The 17,481-nt window shown below is 57.6% G+C and carries 13 protein-coding genes; 1 reads left to right on the top strand and 12 read right to left on the bottom strand.

The genetic code is table 11. The annotated features are described in order from the left end of the window. Positions 1-7: 7 nt before the first annotated feature. Genes mazG through cysM form a run of 4 tightly spaced genes read right to left on the bottom strand, consistent with a single transcriptional unit; the run spans position 8 to position 5,392 of the window. Positions 8-886 (bottom strand): nucleoside triphosphate pyrophosphohydrolase, encoded by an 879-nt coding sequence (gene mazG, locus FPL19_RS11335; RefSeq protein ID WP_150912678.1) that lies wholly within the window; start codon positions 884-886, stop codon positions 8-10. Further along, positions 883-3,120, bottom strand: a complete 2,238-nt coding sequence (gene relA, locus FPL19_RS11330; protein ID WP_150912677.1) for a GTP diphosphokinase — start codon at positions 3,118-3,120, stop codon at positions 883-885. The genes mazG and relA overlap by 4 nt, the downstream gene beginning before the upstream one ends. Before the next feature lie 22 nt (positions 3,121-3,142). After that, positions 3,143-4,477, bottom strand: a complete 1,335-nt coding sequence (gene rlmD / locus FPL19_RS11325; protein WP_150912676.1) for a 23S rRNA (uracil(1939)-C(5))-methyltransferase RlmD — start codon at positions 4,475-4,477, stop codon at positions 3,143-3,145. A 21-nt stretch (positions 4,478-4,498) separates the two neighbouring features. Next, positions 4,499-5,392, bottom strand: coding sequence for a cysteine synthase CysM (gene cysM / locus FPL19_RS11320; protein WP_150912675.1), 894 nt, complete (start codon positions 5,390-5,392; stop codon positions 4,499-4,501). 198 nt (positions 5,393-5,590) lie between these two features. Here cysM and FPL19_RS11315 point away from each other — a divergent pair, with 198 nt between their 5' ends. Beyond that, on the top strand, positions 5,591-8,476 hold the full coding sequence (locus tag FPL19_RS11315) for an ATP-binding protein (protein WP_150912674.1): 2,886 nt from the start codon (positions 5,591-5,593) through the stop codon (positions 8,474-8,476). 20 nt (positions 8,477-8,496) lie between these two features. On the opposite strand, the gene pdxJ is transcribed toward FPL19_RS11315, so the two are convergent. The 8 genes from pdxJ to FPL19_RS11275 all read right to left on the bottom strand — a co-directional run bounded on the left by pdxJ (position 8,497) and on the right by FPL19_RS11275 (position 17,452). Beyond that, a complete protein-coding gene (pdxJ, locus tag FPL19_RS11310) occupies positions 8,497-9,258 on the bottom strand; it encodes a pyridoxine 5'-phosphate synthase (RefSeq protein WP_150912673.1) in 762 nt (253 codons plus the stop codon). Beyond that, positions 9,248-9,988 (bottom strand): DNA repair protein RecO, encoded by a 741-nt coding sequence (gene recO, locus FPL19_RS11305; protein WP_150912672.1) that lies wholly within the window; start codon positions 9,986-9,988, stop codon positions 9,248-9,250. The genes pdxJ and recO overlap by 11 nt, the downstream gene beginning before the upstream one ends. Positions 9,989-9,995: 7 nt before the next feature. Then, positions 9,996-10,913: a GTPase Era gene (gene era / locus FPL19_RS11300; protein WP_150912671.1), complete on the bottom strand. Its 918-nt coding sequence runs from the start codon at positions 10,911-10,913 to the stop codon at positions 9,996-9,998. Next, positions 10,913-11,602, bottom strand: a complete 690-nt coding sequence (rnc, locus tag FPL19_RS11295; protein ID WP_150912670.1) for a ribonuclease III — start codon at positions 11,600-11,602, stop codon at positions 10,913-10,915. Before rnc ends, era begins: the two co-directional genes overlap by 1 nt. Beyond that, positions 11,599-11,988 carry a DUF4845 domain-containing protein gene (locus tag FPL19_RS11290; protein WP_150912669.1) on the bottom strand — a complete coding sequence of 130 codons (390 nt, stop codon included), beginning with the start codon at positions 11,986-11,988 and terminating at the stop codon, positions 11,599-11,601. Before FPL19_RS11290 ends, rnc begins: the two co-directional genes overlap by 4 nt. Before the next feature lie 29 nt (positions 11,989-12,017). Next, the gene (lepB, locus tag FPL19_RS11285) at positions 12,018-12,800 is read right to left on the bottom strand and encodes a signal peptidase I (RefSeq protein WP_150912668.1); all 783 of its coding nucleotides are present in this window, start codon (positions 12,798-12,800) and stop codon (positions 12,018-12,020) included. 11 nt (positions 12,801-12,811) lie between these two features. Further along, complete coding sequence (gene lepA / locus FPL19_RS11280) at positions 12,812-14,614, bottom strand: translation elongation factor 4 (protein ID WP_150912667.1); 1,803 nt, start codon at positions 14,612-14,614, stop codon at positions 12,812-12,814. A 111-nt stretch (positions 14,615-14,725) separates the two neighbouring features. Then, entirely contained in the window at positions 14,726-17,452 is a 2,727-nt protein-coding gene (locus FPL19_RS11275; RefSeq protein ID WP_150912666.1) for a bifunctional diguanylate cyclase/phosphodiesterase, read from the bottom strand. Positions 17,453-17,481 lie beyond the last annotated feature (29 nt).

Here is a 17,481-nt window from a genome sequence, read left to right as displayed (position 1 = left end):
ATTGTACTTATCCGTTATTTTTTATCCCTTTTTTGCCCTTTTTGTCAGCCTTTTTCTCAACGCCTTTCACAGCCTGCCAGACGACATCTAGCGCTTCCAGCGTCTCGTCGTCAAAATTGCGACCTTCCTTTTCCAGGTGCTGTTCAATAGCACGAAATCTGGCTTCAAATTTATGATTTGTGCTGTTCAGCGCCTGTTCCGGATTTATCTTCATAAACCGTGCCAGATTAACGCAGACAAACAGCAGATCACCCAGTTCGTCTTCTATCGCCTCCACTTCACCCCGGCCTGAACGAGCGTCATACCAGGCCTCTTTGAGCTCATCGATTTCCTCGTGGAGTTTCTCGAACACCGGCTCGATGTCCGGCCAGTCAAAACCATGATTGGCGGCTCTGCGCTGAAGCTTTTCAGCGCGCACCATGGCAGGGAGGGTTCGGGCGATACCACTGAGCCGGCTATCATCCGCTACGGCCTCTGGTTTGAGCGCTCTTTCCTCGGCCTTGATACGCTCCCAGCTTGCCTTGATCCAGTCTTCACCCGGCCGGTTGCCCGGATCAATGCGGCTATTAAGGGTGCCCTCCGGGAACACGTGGGGATGACGGCGGACCAGCTTTCTGACCAGATTGTCCACCACCGAATCAAAATCAAAGTGATTCTGTTCCTGCCCCATCTGGCTGTAGAAAATCACCTGAAACAGCAGATCTCCCAGTTCATCCTCAAGATGGGGATAGTCTTCCCGATCTATGGCATCAGCCACTTCATGGGCCTCTTCCAGGGTATGGGGCACAATTGTCCGGAAGGTCTGGCGGGTGTCCCAGGGGCAACCGGTGTCAGGGTCCCGCAGGCGGGCCATGAGGTATTTCAGATCGTCGACGGAATAGGTCACGCCCGCCTCCGCCTGACATCAATAATGTTGGGCAGGTTGCGAATCTGGGCCAGCAGGCGCGCCAGTTGCTCGAGGCTGGATATTTCCAGGGTCACGGTCATGGTCGCGGTGTTCTCGTCCTTGTTGGAGATGGTGTTCATGGCCAGCACGTCACTCTTCGACGAGGACAGCACCTGGGTAATATCCCGCAACAGGCCCGAGCGGTCGTAGGCTTCCACCTCTATATCCACCGGATAAACCGCCACCGGTTGCCCGCCCCAGCTGACCTCAATGATCCGATTCGGCTCGAATTCCCTGAGATTGAGGAAGGTAAGGCAGTCCTGCCGGTGTACAGTCACGCCACGACCCACGGTGATGTAGCCACCGATTGGGTCTCCCGGCAGCGGCTTGCAGCATTTGGCCACCTGGGTTTTCAGCTTACCCACACCGCGGATCTGGATATCGGCTTCGGTATCGTAGGGCTTGCGTGGTTTCGAGCTCAGCTTGAGGTCCAGCTGTTCGGACTTGGGCTCCAGCATCTGCTGGGCCACATTCGCCACGTGGGTGGGCCGCAGATCTCCGGCCCCTGTCGCCGCGAACATATCCTCCGCCGCCGGGTAATTCACCTTGCGGGCCAGTTCGTCCAGATCAATGTCGTAGAGCGAGAGCCGCTTGAATTCGTCTTCCAGGATGGCGCGACCATCGGCGATATTCTGCTCGCGATTCTGCTGCTTGAACCAGTGCGTGACTTTTGCCCGGGCCCGGGAGGTCTGGATATAGCCAAGACTGGGGTTGAGCCAGTCACGGCTGGGCGCCTGCTTATTGGACGTAAGGATGGACACCTGGTCGCCCGTGCGCAGCGGATAGGTCAGCGGCACAATGCGGTTATTGACCTTGGCGCCACGGCAGGCATGGCCGATCTCGGTGTGCACCCGATAGGCAAAATCAACCGGCGTTGCACCCTGGGGCAAATCCACCACATGGCCCTCGGGAGTGAACACGTAAACCCGATCTGAACCGATATCCGATTTGAGATGGTCCGCAAGCCCGGAGATATCACCCAGCTCTTCCTGCCACTCAAGCACCTGACGCAGCCAGTTGATCTTGGCGTCGTAACCCACCGACTTGTTGCCCCGGTCCATCCCTTTGTATAACCAATGGGCGCAGACGCCCAGCTCGGCTTCTTCGTGCATGGAACGGGTACGAATCTGCACTTCCATCACCTTGCCCTCGGGTCCGATCACCGCAGTATGCAGCGACTGGTATCCGTTTTCCTTGGGGTTGGCGATGTAGTCGTCGAATTCGTTGGGAATATGACGCCACAGGGTGTGGACAATGCCCAGGGCGGCGTAACAGTCGCGTACCTCCGGCACCAGAATCCGCACCGCACGAACGTCGTAAACCTGCGAGAAATCGATACCCTTACGGCGCATTTTCCGCCAGATGCTGAAAATGTGCTTGGCCCGGCCGGATAGATCCGCCTCGATACCGGAGGCAACCAGCTCTTCCTGGAGCGCAGCAATTACCCGCTTGATGTAATCCTCACGGTCAAGCCGTTTTTCATCCAGCAGCCTGGCAATTTTTTTATAGGCAGTCTCGTGCAGGTAACGGAAAGACAGGTCCTCAAGCTCCCACTTGATATGGCCAATGCCCAACCTGTGCGCCAGGGGCGCGTAGATATCAAAAACTTCCCGCGCCACCCGCATCCGCTTTTCTTCCGGCGCGTTTTTGACGGCACGGATCGCGCAGGTCCGCTCCGCCAGCTTGATCAGCGCCACCCGGACATCGTCAATCATGGTGACCAGCATTTTGCGGACGTTGTCCAGTTGGCCTTCGGTTTGCCCCAGGACATTGCCCTTCAGCGGATGGTGAATGGACGATATGGCCGCCATCTGCTGCACACCGTCGATCAGCCCCGCGATTTCATCACCGAACTCCTTGCGGATGTCCGCCAGTGGAATACGCTCTTCACGCACGGCCCGATACAGAATAGCGGCGACCAGGCTGGCCTGGTCCAGATGCAGCTCTACCAGCACCTGGGCCATTTCGATACCGGTGCGGAAACTGCTGGTGCCGGGGGCCCAGATGCGGTCTTCACGCACCGCCTTCACATCAATTTCGGCAGCCAACTCGCAGGCACGGCGAAACTGATCCGGATTTTCCAGATGGGTCTGGGACTCAATCTGACCAACCCAGCGGTCGATGTCGACCGTGCCATCACCGGAAACCGTATATTCTTCTCGGACTTTGACCATCGTGCTTTTGTTCTTCCCGCTGTCAGTTCCTGCGCTCGAAAAGCGCCATGGACTCCACATGGGTGGTATGTGGGAACATATCCATGACCCCTGCCCGCACCAGTCGATAACCGTTGCGCACCATCACCCCTGCATCCCGGGCCAGCGTGGCCGGATTACAGGACACGTAGACAACACGCCGGGCACCGAATGCCGTCAGGTACTCGCAGACTTCCTGCGCACCGGAACGGGGCGGGTCGATCAGGATCTTGTCGAAACCCTCAACGGCCCAGCTCTGGCGGGTAAAGTCTGCCTGCAGGTCGGCACCGTGAAATTCGAGATTCGACAGCTGATTCAGCTCAGAGTTCTCACGCCCCCGCACGACCATTGACTCATCGCCTTCCACACCAACCACGTGGGCCGCCTTCCGGGCCAATGGCAGTGTAAAATTACCCAGCCCGCAGAACAGGTCCAGCACCCGCTCATCCGGCTGCACATCCAGCCATTCGATCGCCCGGTGAACCATATTGCGATTCAGCTCCGCATTCACCTGGGTGAAGTCCATGGGATGGAACGAAAGCGTAAGGTCGAACTCCTCCAGCCGGTAACTCAGTCGCTCTGGGCCGGATTCCGGCCAGATCCGGTAGACAGTATCCGGGCCTTTCGGCTGAAGATAGATATGCAAATCGTGGGCCTGACCGAAACGGATCAACGCATTGGTGTCGGCTTCACTCAACTCGTCCATGTTCCGGAACACCATGGCCGCGGCGTCATCACCGCAGGCTACTTCCACCTGGGGAACCCGGCGAAAGGCCTCAAGGCTGTGCAGCAGTTCCCTTAACGGCATGATGCGCTCACCGATTCGCGGGTCCAGCACAACACAACGGTCGATGTCGGTGAGAAAACTATTGCGCTTCTCACGGAAGCCCACCAATACCGATTCTCTGGCCGGCACGTATTTCACGCCCAGACGGGCTTTGCGCCGGTATCCCAGGGGCTCGGAACGCATGGGGGACACCCATTCCTCCGGTTCTATGCCTCCAAAATGGGCAAAATGTTCCCGCAGAGTCTGTTCCTTGAACTGAATCTGCGCATCGCCGGCCATATGCTGGAGACTGCAGCCGCCGCAAAGATCCGCAAAATCACAGGGAGGTGTCAGCCGCTGGTCAGAGGATTCCAGAACCTCCAGCGCGCGCAGCTCGTCAAACTTGCTGCGCGAGCCGACAACCTTGGCCATCACCGTCTCGCCCGGCAAGGCCCCATCGACGAACTGGGTCTTGCCGTTATCCCGGGCAATGCCGCGGCCGTCATGGCTGAGAGTTTCTATCGTGCAGCGCACGGGCTCCTGGGGAAGCGGCTTCCTGCGTCGTTTACTCATGAATCAATCTCTTACTGGGTTTCAGGCGGCCGGGAAAACACCGGTAGACAGGTAGCGATCGCCACGGTCACAGATGATGGCAACGATCACGGCGTTTTCAACCTGTTCTGACAATTTAAGGGCAGCCGCAATCGAGCCGCCGGAAGAGACGCCACAGAAAATTCCCTCTTTGCTGGCCAGAGCGCGCATGGTTTCTTCCGCCTCCTCCTGACCGATATCCAGAATCTCGTCAACACGCGTCGCGTCAAAGATCTTTGGAAGATAAGGTTCGGGCCAGCGGCGGATGCCGGGAATCGAGGCGCCGTCTTTGGGCTGCAATCCAATGATGCGGATATCGGGATTGCGCTCCTTGAGATACCGGGACACCCCCATGATTGTGCCAGTCGTTCCCATTGAACTGACAAAATGGGTCACTCTGCCTGAGGTCTGTTCCCAGATTTCCGGGCCGGTGGTGCGGTAGTGGGCAAGCGGGTTGTCCGGGTTGGCAAACTGGTCCAGCACCTTGCCCTTGCCTTCGGACTCCATCTGCTGGGCAAGATCCCGCGCGGTCTCCATGCCTTCTTCCTTGGTGACCGAGATGATCTCGGCGCCGTAAGCGCGCATGGACGCGCGACGCTCCTCGCTCAGGTTCTCCGGCATGATCAGCTTCATGCGATAACCCTTGATGGCAGCCGCCATGGCCAGGGCAATGCCGGTATTACCGCTGGTGGCTTCAATCAGCGTATCCCCGGGATGGATTTCCCCCCGTCGTTCGGCTTCCTGAATCATGCTGATGGCCGGGCGGTCCTTGACCGACCCGGCCGGATTGTTACCTTCAAGTTTGGCCAGAATCACATTACTGGAGTCACCCGGCAACCTCTGGAGGCGGACCAGTGGCGTGTGCCCAACATAATCTTCAATGGTCGGAAACTGCATGCGCTTACCTTCTGGTGATACACTTCGGCCTCGCATGATACGCGCAATGGCCGTGGCCGCCCAATACAGGATATAGCTATATCCATGACTTGGGGCTATAACCGCGAACATCAACACCGTCTCGTCGACGGAAATCAGCTATTCTGACAGGGATGATCGGCTGGCCGGACTTCAGTCCGGGCAAATCAGGAAAACGCTATGCGACGCTGGGGCATTCGCAAAAAAGTACTGGTGGTGACACTCGTCCCCACGCTACTGACCACTTTGATGCTGGGTCTGTTCTTTACCTACAGCTGGGTGAACAACATCGAGAGCCTGCTGAAAGACCGCGGTGAATCCCTGTCGCGTCAACTCTCGGCCGGCTCTGAATACGGCTTGTTTACCGCTAACCGCAGCCTGCTCAGCAGTCTCTCCAATGCCTTGCTGGAAGAGCAGGATGTTCGCTCCATTACCTTTTTCGACAGCGAAGGCAAGCGCCTGCTCCATACCGGCCCCGGTGGTCCGGACGATATCAGCGAACAGGCCCTGGCAAGTCCCGAACCCACGCAGATCACCCGCGAAAACAGTACAGTCTTTGTCAGCCCGGTTCATCTTCAGGACCTGATGATAGAAGGCATGCTCGACCCGGAATCCCGCCAGGCCATGGGCGGGCGGGGCAAGCAGCCGATTGGCTGGGTCATGGTCGAGATGTCCCACGTGCGGACAGAAAAGGAAACCTACAAGGCCCTGCTGATTTCGCTTCTGCTGGTGCTCGGCGGCGTACTGTTAAGCCTGGCTATTGCCCTGCGGTTAAGTCGGGCCTTTACCGACCCGGTGTTCGAGCTGAACGAAGCCGTGGCCAAGCTCAAAGAAGGCAAGCTGGACACCCGTGTATACACCGGGGCCGGCCCGGAATTCGAGCAGCTTGAATCAGGCCTGAACGCCATGGCCGGAGAACTAAGCAAAGCTCAGGCCGAAATGCAGCAGAACATTGACCAGGCCACCGAAGACCTGCGGGAAACACTGGAAACCATCGAAATCCAGAACATCGAACTGGACTTTGCACGCAAGGAAGCTTTGGAGGCCAGCCGCATCAAATCCGAGTTCCTGGCCAATATGTCCCATGAAATACGCACGCCGCTGAACGGCATTATCGGCTTTACCGACCTGTTGCTGAAAAGCCCGCTGCCACGCCAGCAGCGGGACCACCTGAGCACCATCCGCAAATCCTCGGAAATCCTGCTGACCATCATCAACGACATCCTGGACTTCTCCAAGATCGAGGCGGGCAAACTGATTCTGGACCGCATCCCCTTCCAACTGCGGGATATCGTGGAAGAAGTCATGGTGATGCTTGCGCCAGCGGCCCACAGCAAAAACCTGGACCTGGTGCCACTGGTCTACAACGATGTACCGGACAACATGATGGGCGACCCTCTGCGGGTAAAGCAGGTCATCACCAACCTCGTCAACAATGCGATCAAATTTACCCAAACCGGCGAAGTGGTGCTGCGGGCGAGCCTTGAGGAGGAGGACAAGGAATCCAACCGCATCACCCTGCGTCTGAGCATTTCCGATTCCGGCGTGGGGCTGTCCCGGGCCCAGCAGCAATCCCTGTTCAATGCCTTCAGTCAGGCCGATGCCTCAACCGCCCGACAGTACGGAGGAACCGGGCTGGGGCTGGCTATTTCCAAACGCCTGGTGGAAGAAATGGGCGGCAATATCGGCCTTGAAAGTGAGCTTGGAAAAGGCTCGACCTTCTGGTTTACGCTCACTTCGGAGCTGTCCTCTACCGGTGAGCCGGTGTCTCCCAGGGATGCGTTGCGTGGGGAAAGAGTGATCTATATGGATCATCAGAAAACCACGGGACTGGCGGTGGAACATATACTGAGGGACTGGGGCATGACAGTCGACCGCGTGTCATCGCCTGGCGCGCTGCAGGAACAGATTGAAGAAGCCCAGCGGGATCAGGCCGGCTATGCCCTTGCGATTATCGGAATAACCCGCCATCTGCTCAATTCAAGCCAGTACTGCGGCCTGGTACGCACCCTTGAACTGGAACGCGACTGCCGCACCCTGCTGCTGACTCCGACCCTGGACACCCATGACACTCCGCTTTCGGGTCTGGCCAGCGGACACCTGACCAAGCCTGTCTGCCGGGACTCTTTCTACAACGAGCTGCTGCTTCTGATTCACGGCATTACACAGAATCAGCCAACCCTGCCTGAATACGGGCAGGAGCAGCCGCTCCAGCCCAGTGGCTCTGCCAGAGCTCCGCGCATTCTTGCAGTGGACGACAATGAGGCCAACCTGAAGCTGGTGATGACGCTCCTGAACGATTGTAAGGTGCACGCCGAGGGCGCAAGCAGCGGCTTTGAGGCTCTGAGCAAGGCCCGGCAGGGCCCGTTCGATCTGGTGTTCATGGATCTTCAGATGCCAGGCATGGATGGCGTTGAAACCACCGAGCGCCTGCGGGAGATGGACGGCAATCACCAACGCACACCGGTAATTGCGCTGACGGCCCACGCCCTGGCCGATGAACAGGAGCGACTGACTCGCCAGGGCTTTGACGGCTATCTGCCAAAGCCCATCAGCAACACCCAACTGGAACAGACCATCCGGGAATACACCGGCTATGTCTGCCAGCCCGACACGCAGCGCCGCCCCTCTCAGGTTCCGGAACTGACCGAGACCCGTCGCGCGATTCGTCCGTCCACCCGCAAAAAGCAGAAAGACTGCGTCAGCGTAACAGAGAGCATTCAGTTGGCTGCTGGCAAAGCCGACCTGGCGGAAGAACTGTTCAGCATGCTGGTGGAGCAATTGCACACGGATACGGAGCGGGTCGAGGCGCTCTGGTCTGACAACCGGTTAGCGGACCTGCTTGAATGCGTTCACAAGCTGCACGGCGCCGCACGTTACTGCGGTGTTCCGGAGCTGCGGGCCGCAGCCAACCAGTTCGAAACCGCTCTGAAGCAGGAAACGGCTGACAGGGAATACCAGAAAGAACAGCTGCTGGCCGCCATGGAGCGGCTGCTGATCTGGAGTGAGCAGACCGATTGGCAGCGCCTGTTCAGAAACCAGCATCAGGACGCAACCACGGAATAGACGGGTCAGCCAGAGCCGGTTTACTGGTTAGCGCGATGGATGATGTCCTTCATGTCCCGAACAGCTTCTTTCAGACCGACGAACAGCGCCCGGGCAACGATCGCGTGCCCGATATTCAATTCATTAATGCCCGCCAGTGAAGCCACCCGCTCGGTGTTGTGATAATGCAGGCCGTGACCGGCATTTACGATCAATCCTTTTTTACGGGCGTAGGCCAGTGCTTTGGCAATTCGGTCAAACGCCTCATTCTCCGCTGCGGGGGTGTCCGCTTCAGCATACTCTCCGGTGTGCAGTTCGATCACCGGCGCGCCGCAACGCACGGCCGCGTCGATCTGGGCCCGGTCCGGGTCGATAAACAGGGATACTTCGGCGCCAATCCGGGCCATTCTGTCGCAAGCCTCTGCCACCCGGGCCTCCTGGCCTTCCACATCCAACCCGCCCTCGGTGGTCAGTTCTTCCCGTTTCTCCGGAACCAGACACACGCACTCGGGACGGATCTGTTCCGCGAACATGAGCATGGCATCGGTTACCGCCATTTCCAGGTTCATTTTGGTGTTCAGTGTTTCCTTGAGCAGGAACACGTCCCGATCCTGGATATGACGCCGGTCTTCCCGGGGATGGATGGTGATGCCGTCCGCTCCCGCTTCCTCTGCCAGCAACGCCGCCTGGACCGGGTCCGGGTAGCGGGTGCCACGAGCCTGGCGCAGGGTGGCGACATGGTCGATGTTAACACCAAGCAGAACGCGGGCGTTCGTCGGGCTGTTCGAGGCACTAGAGGTCATTGCGGTCTCCTTGAGAGCTGGAAAGATGACTGGAAAATAGCCGGCGACTGTTCAGTTCACGACCCTGCAACAGGAAGTCCACCAACACACGGGTCACCCGTTTGGCCACCCGGCGGCACTCCACTGATTCAAGGTCGCCCGCGGCCAGAGCCCTGAGCGCCTCGCCCGAGAGCCCTTGCAGGCGGGCGGTCTCGGATGGCAATGCAAGAATGCCCTGCTGCGGATCGTAGTAATACTGGCCGTGGTTTACCACTTCTTCATTGGTATCGGTGGTCTGGTCCCAGGCGAAGCTGTAACCCAGCTCGCCGGCAAAGGCCTTTTCAAACCGTCGCAGCACCGGTTCAACGTCCGACACCCGTGACAGATCTTCCAGAAGCTGGATGTAGGCGGCAAACAGCCGGGGATTGGGATCCGCCAGAGGCAGCGTTCGCTGCAGAAGCTCATTGATATACAGACCGCTATAGAGCGCCAGCGTTTTGGTCAACGAGGGGCCTGGACGGACATCCGTCTGGGTCAGGGTCTTGAGATCACTTCGCCCGGTCCAGTCCAGCAGCAGTGGCTGGAAGGGTTGGAGCTGGGCTTTGAGAGGGCTGCGGGCGGAATTGGCGCCGCGGGCAATCACCGTTACTCGGCCCGCGTTGAGCGTAAACAGGTCAACCATCAGGCTGGTTTCGCGGTAAGGCCTGCGATGAAGAACGTACGCCGGCTCCTGCTGAACTGGCCTGCTCATGAATGGCTCAGAAGTCGTTCATTCCGAGGCTTTTAAGCGCCCGGTCACTGTCGGCCCAGCCCCGCTTCACCTTGACCCAGAGGCGCAGCATAACCTTGCCGTCAAACAGCCGCTCCATATCAACCCGGGCTTCCTGGCCGATTCGGCGCAGGCGCTCGCCCTTATCGCCGATAATGATTTTCTTCTGGCCCTCGCGTTCTACCAGAATGAGGGCGGATATGTGCAGGGTTTTCCCATCCTGCCGGAATTCCTCGATCTCGACAGCGACGGAATAAGGCAGCTCGGCGCCCAACTGCCGGGTGATCTTCTCGCGGACCATTTCCGAGGCCATAAAGCGCTCGCTGCGGTCGGTAATCTGATCATCGGGATAGAAATGCACGCTCACGGGCAGAAAACGGGCCACAGTTTCTTCAAGGGGGGCCAGATTCATCTCTTTCAACGCGGATAACGGGATAATTTCGGCAAAATCCCGTTTCTTCGACAACATCTCCAGATGGGGCAACAGTGACTCCCGGCGTTCGATGCGGTCGACCTTGTTAACCGCCAGGATCACCGGGCATGTCAGGCTGCTGAGCTTTTCCAGCACCATCTCGTCGGACGTGGTCCAGGACATCTGATCAACCACAAACACCACCACATCCACGCCCTTGAGCGCAGAGGTGGCTGCCTTGTTCATATACCGGTTCAGTGCCCGTGGTTCTTCTTCGTGCATACCCGGGGTGTCCACGTAAATAGCCTGGGAAAGCCCTTCGGTCTTGATCCCCAACACCTGGTGTCGCGTGGTCTGTGGTTTGCGGGACGTGATGCTCAGCTTCTGGCCCAGGATATGGTTCAGCAAGGTGGACTTGCCCACGTTCGGGCGACCAACAATGGCCACGAATCCGCATCGGCTGTCCGGGTTTTCCGGACGGGTAATATCATTCATCAGTCGTTCTCCACACCCAGTTGTTTTAGGGCGTTGCGGGCGGCTTCCTGTTCGGCAATGCGGCGGCTGCTGCCAACACCGGAGGTTTTACGATCAAGAGACGGCAGTGCGCAGGACACATGAAACGTCTGCGCATGGGCCTCACCGTCGACAGACATCACATCGTACCGGGGCAAGGGGAACTGCCGTGACTGAAGGTATTCCTGCAAACGGGTCTTCGGGTCCTTCTGGGTATCCTGAAGGTCCAGTTTTTTCAGTCGTGGCTCAAACCAGCGCAGAATCTGCTCCCGGCAGGTATGAAAATCACTGTCCAGGTAGATGGCTCCGATGACCGACTCCACGGCATCCGCCAGAATCGACTCCCGCCGGAATCCGCCGCTTTTCAGCTCTCCAGAGCCCAGTCGGAGATACTTGCCCAGTTCGAACTCACGCCCGATTTCCGCCAGCGTCACACCCTTGACCATACGGGCACGCAGACGGCTGAGCTGGCCCTCGCGGGCCTTCTCGAAATGCCGGTAAAGATATTCGGCAATGACCATGTTCACAATAGAATCACCCAGAAATTCCAGGCGCTCGTTGTTCTGGTTGCCGTGGCTGCGATGGGTCAACGCCAGCAACAGTCGTTCCGGCACCTGAAACCGGTAACCCAGTCTACGCTGCAATTCTTCGAGATCAGGTTGGGAATTCACTGGCCGCTCATCTCATACTCGTGCTTGAAATGAACAATTGCATCGACATTGCTGAACAGGTTGGTGCGATAATCGTATTCTACCTTGATGACGGCCACATCGCCCTGTTTCTCGACGGTGATGGCTTCAGCCTCCAGACTGCGGACGTTGTTAACGATCAGCCGTTTGTTGATCAGGCTGCGGATCTGGGCGGGTCCCATCTGGGACAGACCTTCGGTGTCACGAATGCTTTCCACCGCCTCGCTGATGGTTTTATCGTCCAGGTAGGCGGGCCCTAGCTTCAACGCCAGCGTCAGCAGGCCGCCAAAGAAAAGGACCATGATCAGAATAACCAGTGCGGATGCGCCTGATTGCCTGTGCATGGAAGAAAGACTGTTTCGCTTCATATTCGGTATACCCCTGGAGTTCAACGCCATTAATCAATGCCACCTACACGATCAAAGGATGGCAGACTGGTCAGCGATTGCCAGTGCATCCAGATTGCAAATGCCTTGCCCACCACCATCTCATCCGGAACCATGCCCCAGTAGCGACTGTCATTGCTGTTGTCACGGTTATCGCCCATGACAAAGTATTCTTCCTCACCCACAACCCATGTGCCTTCGCCATTACTACCGGTGCGTCCCATGGTGCGGAAAATCATGTGCTCAGTGTCGCCCAGGTACTCACGATACATTTCAACCGGGGGCAGACGGGCCACAAAATCGGTTTCGACCAGCTCGCCGTTCACAAAAAGCTGTTGATCCTGGTAGCGAATACGGTCGCCGGGTACGCCCACCACCCGCTTTATATAGTTGGTATTGCCGTCTTTGGGATAACGGAACACCATCACGTCACCCCGCTCGGGGTCGTCTACTTCCAGGATTTTGGTGCCGGCAACGGGCAGGCGAACGCCATAGGCGAATTTGTTCACCAGAATGAAATCGCCTACCTCAAGCGTTGGCAGCATGGAGCCGGACGGAATCTGGAAAGGTTCGACAAGAAAGGACCTCAACACCAGCACAATGGCCAGCACAGGAAAAAAAGACCGGCTCAGTTCGACCAGATAGGGTTCTTTGGGCTCTTCCAGATCTTCCGCATGGCCCACTTCCGGCTGAGCCGCCAGACGCCGCTTACGAAGCAGGAGGATATCCAGCAGCCAGATAAGACCGGTGGTGAAGGTCAAAACAACCAGGACCAGGGGAAAATTGATATCCATTCAGATGCCTTTTATTTATCCACTTTCAGTACGGCAAGGAATGCTTCCTGCGGCACCTCTACATTGCCCAGCTGTTTCATGCGTTTTTTGCCTTCCTTCTGCTTTTGCAGAAGTTTCTTCTTCCGGCTGACGTCACCGCCATAACATTTCGCCGTTACGTTCTTGCGCAGTGCTTTGACGGTCACCCTTGCAACCACCTGATTCCCAATGGCCGCCTGAATCGCGATATCAAACATCTGCCGGGGAATCAGCTCTTTCATCTTGTCGATCAGGGCTCGCCCGCGATAGTGGGACTGCTCCTTGTGGACAATCAGCGCCAGCGCATCCACCCGCTCTCCGTTAATCAATACGTCCAGACGAACCAGGTTTGACGCCTGGAAACGCACAAAGTGGTAATCCAGTGATGCGAAACCGCGGCTGGCCGACTTGATCCGGTCAAAGAAATCCAGGACGACTTCTGCCATGGGCAGTTCATAGGTCACCTGAACCTGTGTCGACAGGAAGTGCATATTTTTCTGGATACCGCGCTTTTCTTCGCAGAGCGCGATCACATTCCCCAGATGTTCCTGGGGAACCAGAATATTAGCCTCGACGATCGGCTCACGCATTTCCTCGATCGAACCGATATCCGGCAGGCTTGAGGGGTTGGCCACGGTCACGGTCTCACCCTGTTTCGTGACCACTTCATAGATAACTGTTGGCGCGGTCGTGATCAGATCGATGTCGTACTCGCGCTCCAGCCGTTCCTGGATGATCTCCATATGGAGCATGCCAAGAAAACCGCAGCGGAAGCCGAAACCCAGGGCATCCGAACTTTCCGGTTCGAAGAACAGCGATGCATCGTTCAGGGTCAGTTTTTCCAGAGCATCCCGGAAATCGTTGTAGTCGTCAGAGCTGACCGGGAAAAGGCCTGCGTAAACCTGCGGTTTGACCTTCTTGAAGCCGGGCAGGCGCGGGATGTTTTCCCAGTCTTTCTGCTGAACGATAGTGTCGCCCACGGGGGCACCATGAATATCCTTGATACCGGCGATGACAAAGCCCACCTCACCAGCATGGAGGCCGCCGGTCTCCGTGGGTTTAGGGGTAAATATACCCACCTTGTCCGCGGTCCAGCCCTTCTGGGTGGACTTGATTACAATCTTATCGCCTTTCTTGATCGTGCCCTGGGTGACACGCACCAGCGACACCACGCCCAGGTAATTGTCGAACCAGGAGTCAATAATCAGGGCCTGGAGTGGTGCGTCCACTTCGCCGGCCGGCGGCGGAATCCGTCTGATGAGATCTTCCAGCACGTCTTCCACGCCCATGCCGCTTTTCGCACTGCAGCGCACGGCTTCAGTGGCTTCGATACCGATTATGTCTTCAATTTCCTGGGCCACCCGGTCCGGCTCTGCCTGGGGCAGGTCCATCTTGTTCAGAACCGGTACCACCTCCAGGCCCTGCTCAATGGCGGTGTAGCAGTTGGCGACAGACTGTGCCTCGACACCCTGCCCGGCATCCACAACCAGCAGTGCGCCCTCGCAGGCATAAAGCGACCGAGAAACCTCATAGGAAAAGTCGACGTGACCGGGGGTGTCGATAAAATTCAGTTTGTACTCGATACCGTCACGGGCGGTGTAATTGAGCGTGACACTCTGGGCCTTGATGGTGATGCCACGCTCACGCTCAAGATCCATGGAATCAAGAACCTGCTCGTTCATTTCCCGATCTGTCAGGCCGCCACAGAGCTGGATAAAACGGTCCGCCAGCGTGGATTTACCATGGTCAATGTGGGCGATGATGGAAAAGTTACGGATTCGGCTCAGTTCAGTCACAGACAAAGGCTACTCAAGTAGAACGAAGAATTGGGCCGGAAAGGCCACCACCGGGGAGCTTGCCCCCGGGAACGGCGTGATTTTACCGGTAACAGGGCTGCATTGCCATGATCAGGAAATCAGCGGGCTTTCGTACTGCCGGATCAGGAAGCCAATCAGAGCATCCTCGTCCAACGGGTAGCTGAACAGGTTGCCCTGGCACTGGGCACAACCGGCGCCCTGAAGGAATTCGAGCTGCTGCGGTGTTTCTACCCCTTCGGCCACAACGGTCAGGTGCAGCTTGCGCGCCAGCGCGATAACGGCGGATGCCACATCGGTAGCGCTGACATTGTAGGGAATATCGCGGATAAAGCGATGATCAATCTTGATAACGTCCAGAGGCAATTGCTGCAGGGACACCAGGGAACAGGCACCGGTACCGAAATCGTCCAGAATCAGACAGACGCCCAGATCATGCAGGGACGTTAGCAGGTCATGGATGTACCGCGAATCCTCATTCAGCAGTTGTGCCGGCATTTCCAGCTCGAGCCGGTCCGGCGACACGCCGGTTTCCACGATCACCTGGCGAACCATATCCAGGAAGCCGGAATCCATCAGTTGCCGCACCGACAGGTTGACCGCCATCCTCAGAGATTCAAAACCTGCCCTCTCCAGAGCCTGAACCTGAATGCAGGCCTGGCGCAGGGCGAGTTCGCCCAGGCGAATGATCAAGCCGGTCTCTTCCGCCAGACCAATAAACTGCTGAGCGTTCACCAGACCCTTTTCCGGATGATGCCAGCGAAGGAAGGCTTCCACACCGATAACCCGCTGGCTGTCCAGTTCAACCTTGGGCTGGTAGTGCAGCACAAACCGGTCCTCGTCCAGCGCTCTGGCCAATTCCTCCTGCTGCAGCAGACGGCGGGCGGCCTGGGCATTCATCGCCGGCGTGAAGAACTGATAGGCGTTGCGGCCGATGTCCTTTGCCCGGTACATGGCCAGATCGGCGTATTTCATCAAAGTAATCGGATCTTCGCTGTCGTGGGGGATCATGGTGATCCCGATACTGACGGTGACCCCGACCTCGTGGTCGTTCAGCCGAATCCGCTGGCACAACCGGCGCAGGATGGTATCCGCCACTTTGCCAGCGGCATCCGGGCTGCTGATTCTGGAAAGCAGGACAACAAATTCATCGCCACCAAGCCGGGCGACCGAGTCATCTTCCCGCACGCATCCGAGCAGCCACTGGGCCACCTGTTTCAGCAGGTCGTCCCCGGCGTCGTGGCCCAGGGTGTCATTGATGCGCTTGAAGCCATCCAGATCCAGAAACATCAACGCTGCCGGTTCCTGGTTCCGCTTGCTGCGCTGGACCACATGATCCAGACGGTCACGGAACAGCTGGCGATTGGCCAGCCCGGTCAGCGGGTCGTAAAACGCAAGCTGATGCAGTTCCGACTGGGCTGTCTTCAGCTGGGTCAGATCCCGGAGGCTAAGCACCACACCCCGCACACCGGGCACTCTCAGCATGGAGGTAAAGGTGCCTTCCAGGTGGCGCCACTGCCCTTCCCCGTCCACCACCCTGACCTGTAGAGAAGACATCTGTTTGCCGGGCATACGCCTGGCTTTTTCAAATCGCGCCTTCAACTTGGGCCAGTCATCTTCATGGACCTTGGATTTCAGATCCATGCTGGAAACCTGATCCGGATCAAAGCCCAGAATGTCTCGGCTGGAGGGGCTGGCGTATTCGGGCTCGCCGTTTTTCTTCAGCACAAGGGTGACATTGGCTGCCCCTTCGGTGATGGCCCGATAACGGCCCGCACTGTTCTGCGCCATGATCCGGCTGCGGGTCAGGGTCAGCGCAAATCCGAAGAGCAGCAGACTGATCAGCAGACCAGCACTGAGCACAATCGGGGGCCGAGGATCCGCTGCAAGGTAATCAAAGGCCGGCGTCGACCGGGTTTGCAGCAACCAGTCCCGACCGCCGTGGGAAATGGTCTGGCTCATTTCAAAGCTGAAGTCATTGCCAAGGGAGCCAAGATTCGAGCCGTACATCAGCGTCTCCCGGGAGACAACGCCGTTGTCATAGATCTTCACGTCAAGGAAGGGGGAAATCAGACCGACAATACCGTCCAGCAAGGTGTTCATACGGAACGCGCTGAACACAAAACCCGAGAGCATCATCTGCCGCTCAAACCGGCTGTCCGGTGCCACTCCGCCCTGGTAAACCGGGTAATACATCAGAAAACTGGCCTGATCCTCGGCCACTTCCTCCTGAACAAGTACCACCTTGCCGGTCACCTTTGGCCTGGCGCTGTCGCGGGCGGCTTCCATGGCCACCTGGTGTACCGGATCACTGAACGGGTCATAGCCAAGGGCTTTCTGGTTTCGCTCGCTTCCCGGCTCAAGATAGACCATCGGATAGTAATCCGGGCCGCTGCTCAGGGGCCTGACCAGATAATTGTAGATGCCGTTACGACGGGTGGAAGCAATGTGCTCGGCCATCTGCCGCACATCAACCCGTTGGGCATAACCAATCCCCTGAATGCCGGGGTAATAGCGGTTGATATCCACCTTTTCGATATATTCGTGCCATTCATCCCGGCTAACCTCGCCGGCAACGGCAAAAAGACCTGCGCTTCCCGCCAGCACCTGCTCATAATTCAGAAGCCGTTCATCAATGGCCGTTTTAAGCTGTAAAGACTGGGTTTTGAAACGGGCCTGTGTACGGTCATCCACCAGACGGATGGAAACCTCCCACAACAGAAACGTAACGGCAAGCGAGGCGACCAGCAAAAACCAGGCTACCCATGAATAGCGGGGCCTGAGAAGGGTCCGTAGCGGAAATTCCCTGTTGTTCATCATGACCGTCTAGTCCGTTCCCTGAACAGCGT

The organism is Marinobacter halotolerans (assembly GCF_008795985.1).
GTDB classification, from domain to species: Bacteria; Pseudomonadota; Gammaproteobacteria; order Pseudomonadales; family Oleiphilaceae; genus Marinobacter; species Marinobacter halotolerans.
This window is presented reverse-complemented; position numbering and strand designations above follow the sequence as displayed.

Excerpts from the sequence above, each read along its gene's own strand:
- relA (WP_150912677.1), bottom strand. The coding sequence starts at position 3,120 with ATGGTCAAAGTCCGAGAAGAATATACGGTTTCCGGTGATGGCACGGTC.
- rlmD (WP_150912676.1), bottom strand. The coding sequence starts at position 4,477 with ATGAGTAAACGACGCAGGAAGCCGCTTCCCCAGGAGCCCGTGCGCTGC.
- cysM (WP_150912675.1), bottom strand. The coding sequence starts at position 5,392 with ATGCAGTTTCCGACCATTGAAGATTATGTTGGGCACACGCCACTGGTC.
- FPL19_RS11315 (WP_150912674.1), top strand. The coding sequence starts at position 5,591 with ATGCGACGCTGGGGCATTCGCAAAAAAGTACTGGTGGTGACACTCGTC.
- pdxJ (WP_150912673.1), bottom strand. The coding sequence starts at position 9,258 with ATGACCTCTAGTGCCTCGAACAGCCCGACGAACGCCCGCGTTCTGCTT.
- recO (WP_150912672.1), bottom strand. The coding sequence starts at position 9,988 with ATGAGCAGGCCAGTTCAGCAGGAGCCGGCGTACGTTCTTCATCGCAGG.
- era (WP_150912671.1), bottom strand. The coding sequence starts at position 10,913 with ATGAATGATATTACCCGTCCGGAAAACCCGGACAGCCGATGCGGATTC.
- FPL19_RS11290 (WP_150912669.1), bottom strand. The coding sequence starts at position 11,988 with ATGAAGCGAAACAGTCTTTCTTCCATGCACAGGCAATCAGGCGCATCC.
- lepB (WP_150912668.1), bottom strand. The coding sequence starts at position 12,800 with ATGGATATCAATTTTCCCCTGGTCCTGGTTGTTTTGACCTTCACCACC.
- FPL19_RS11275 (WP_150912666.1), bottom strand. The coding sequence starts at position 17,452 with ATGATGAACAACAGGGAATTTCCGCTACGGACCCTTCTCAGGCCCCGC.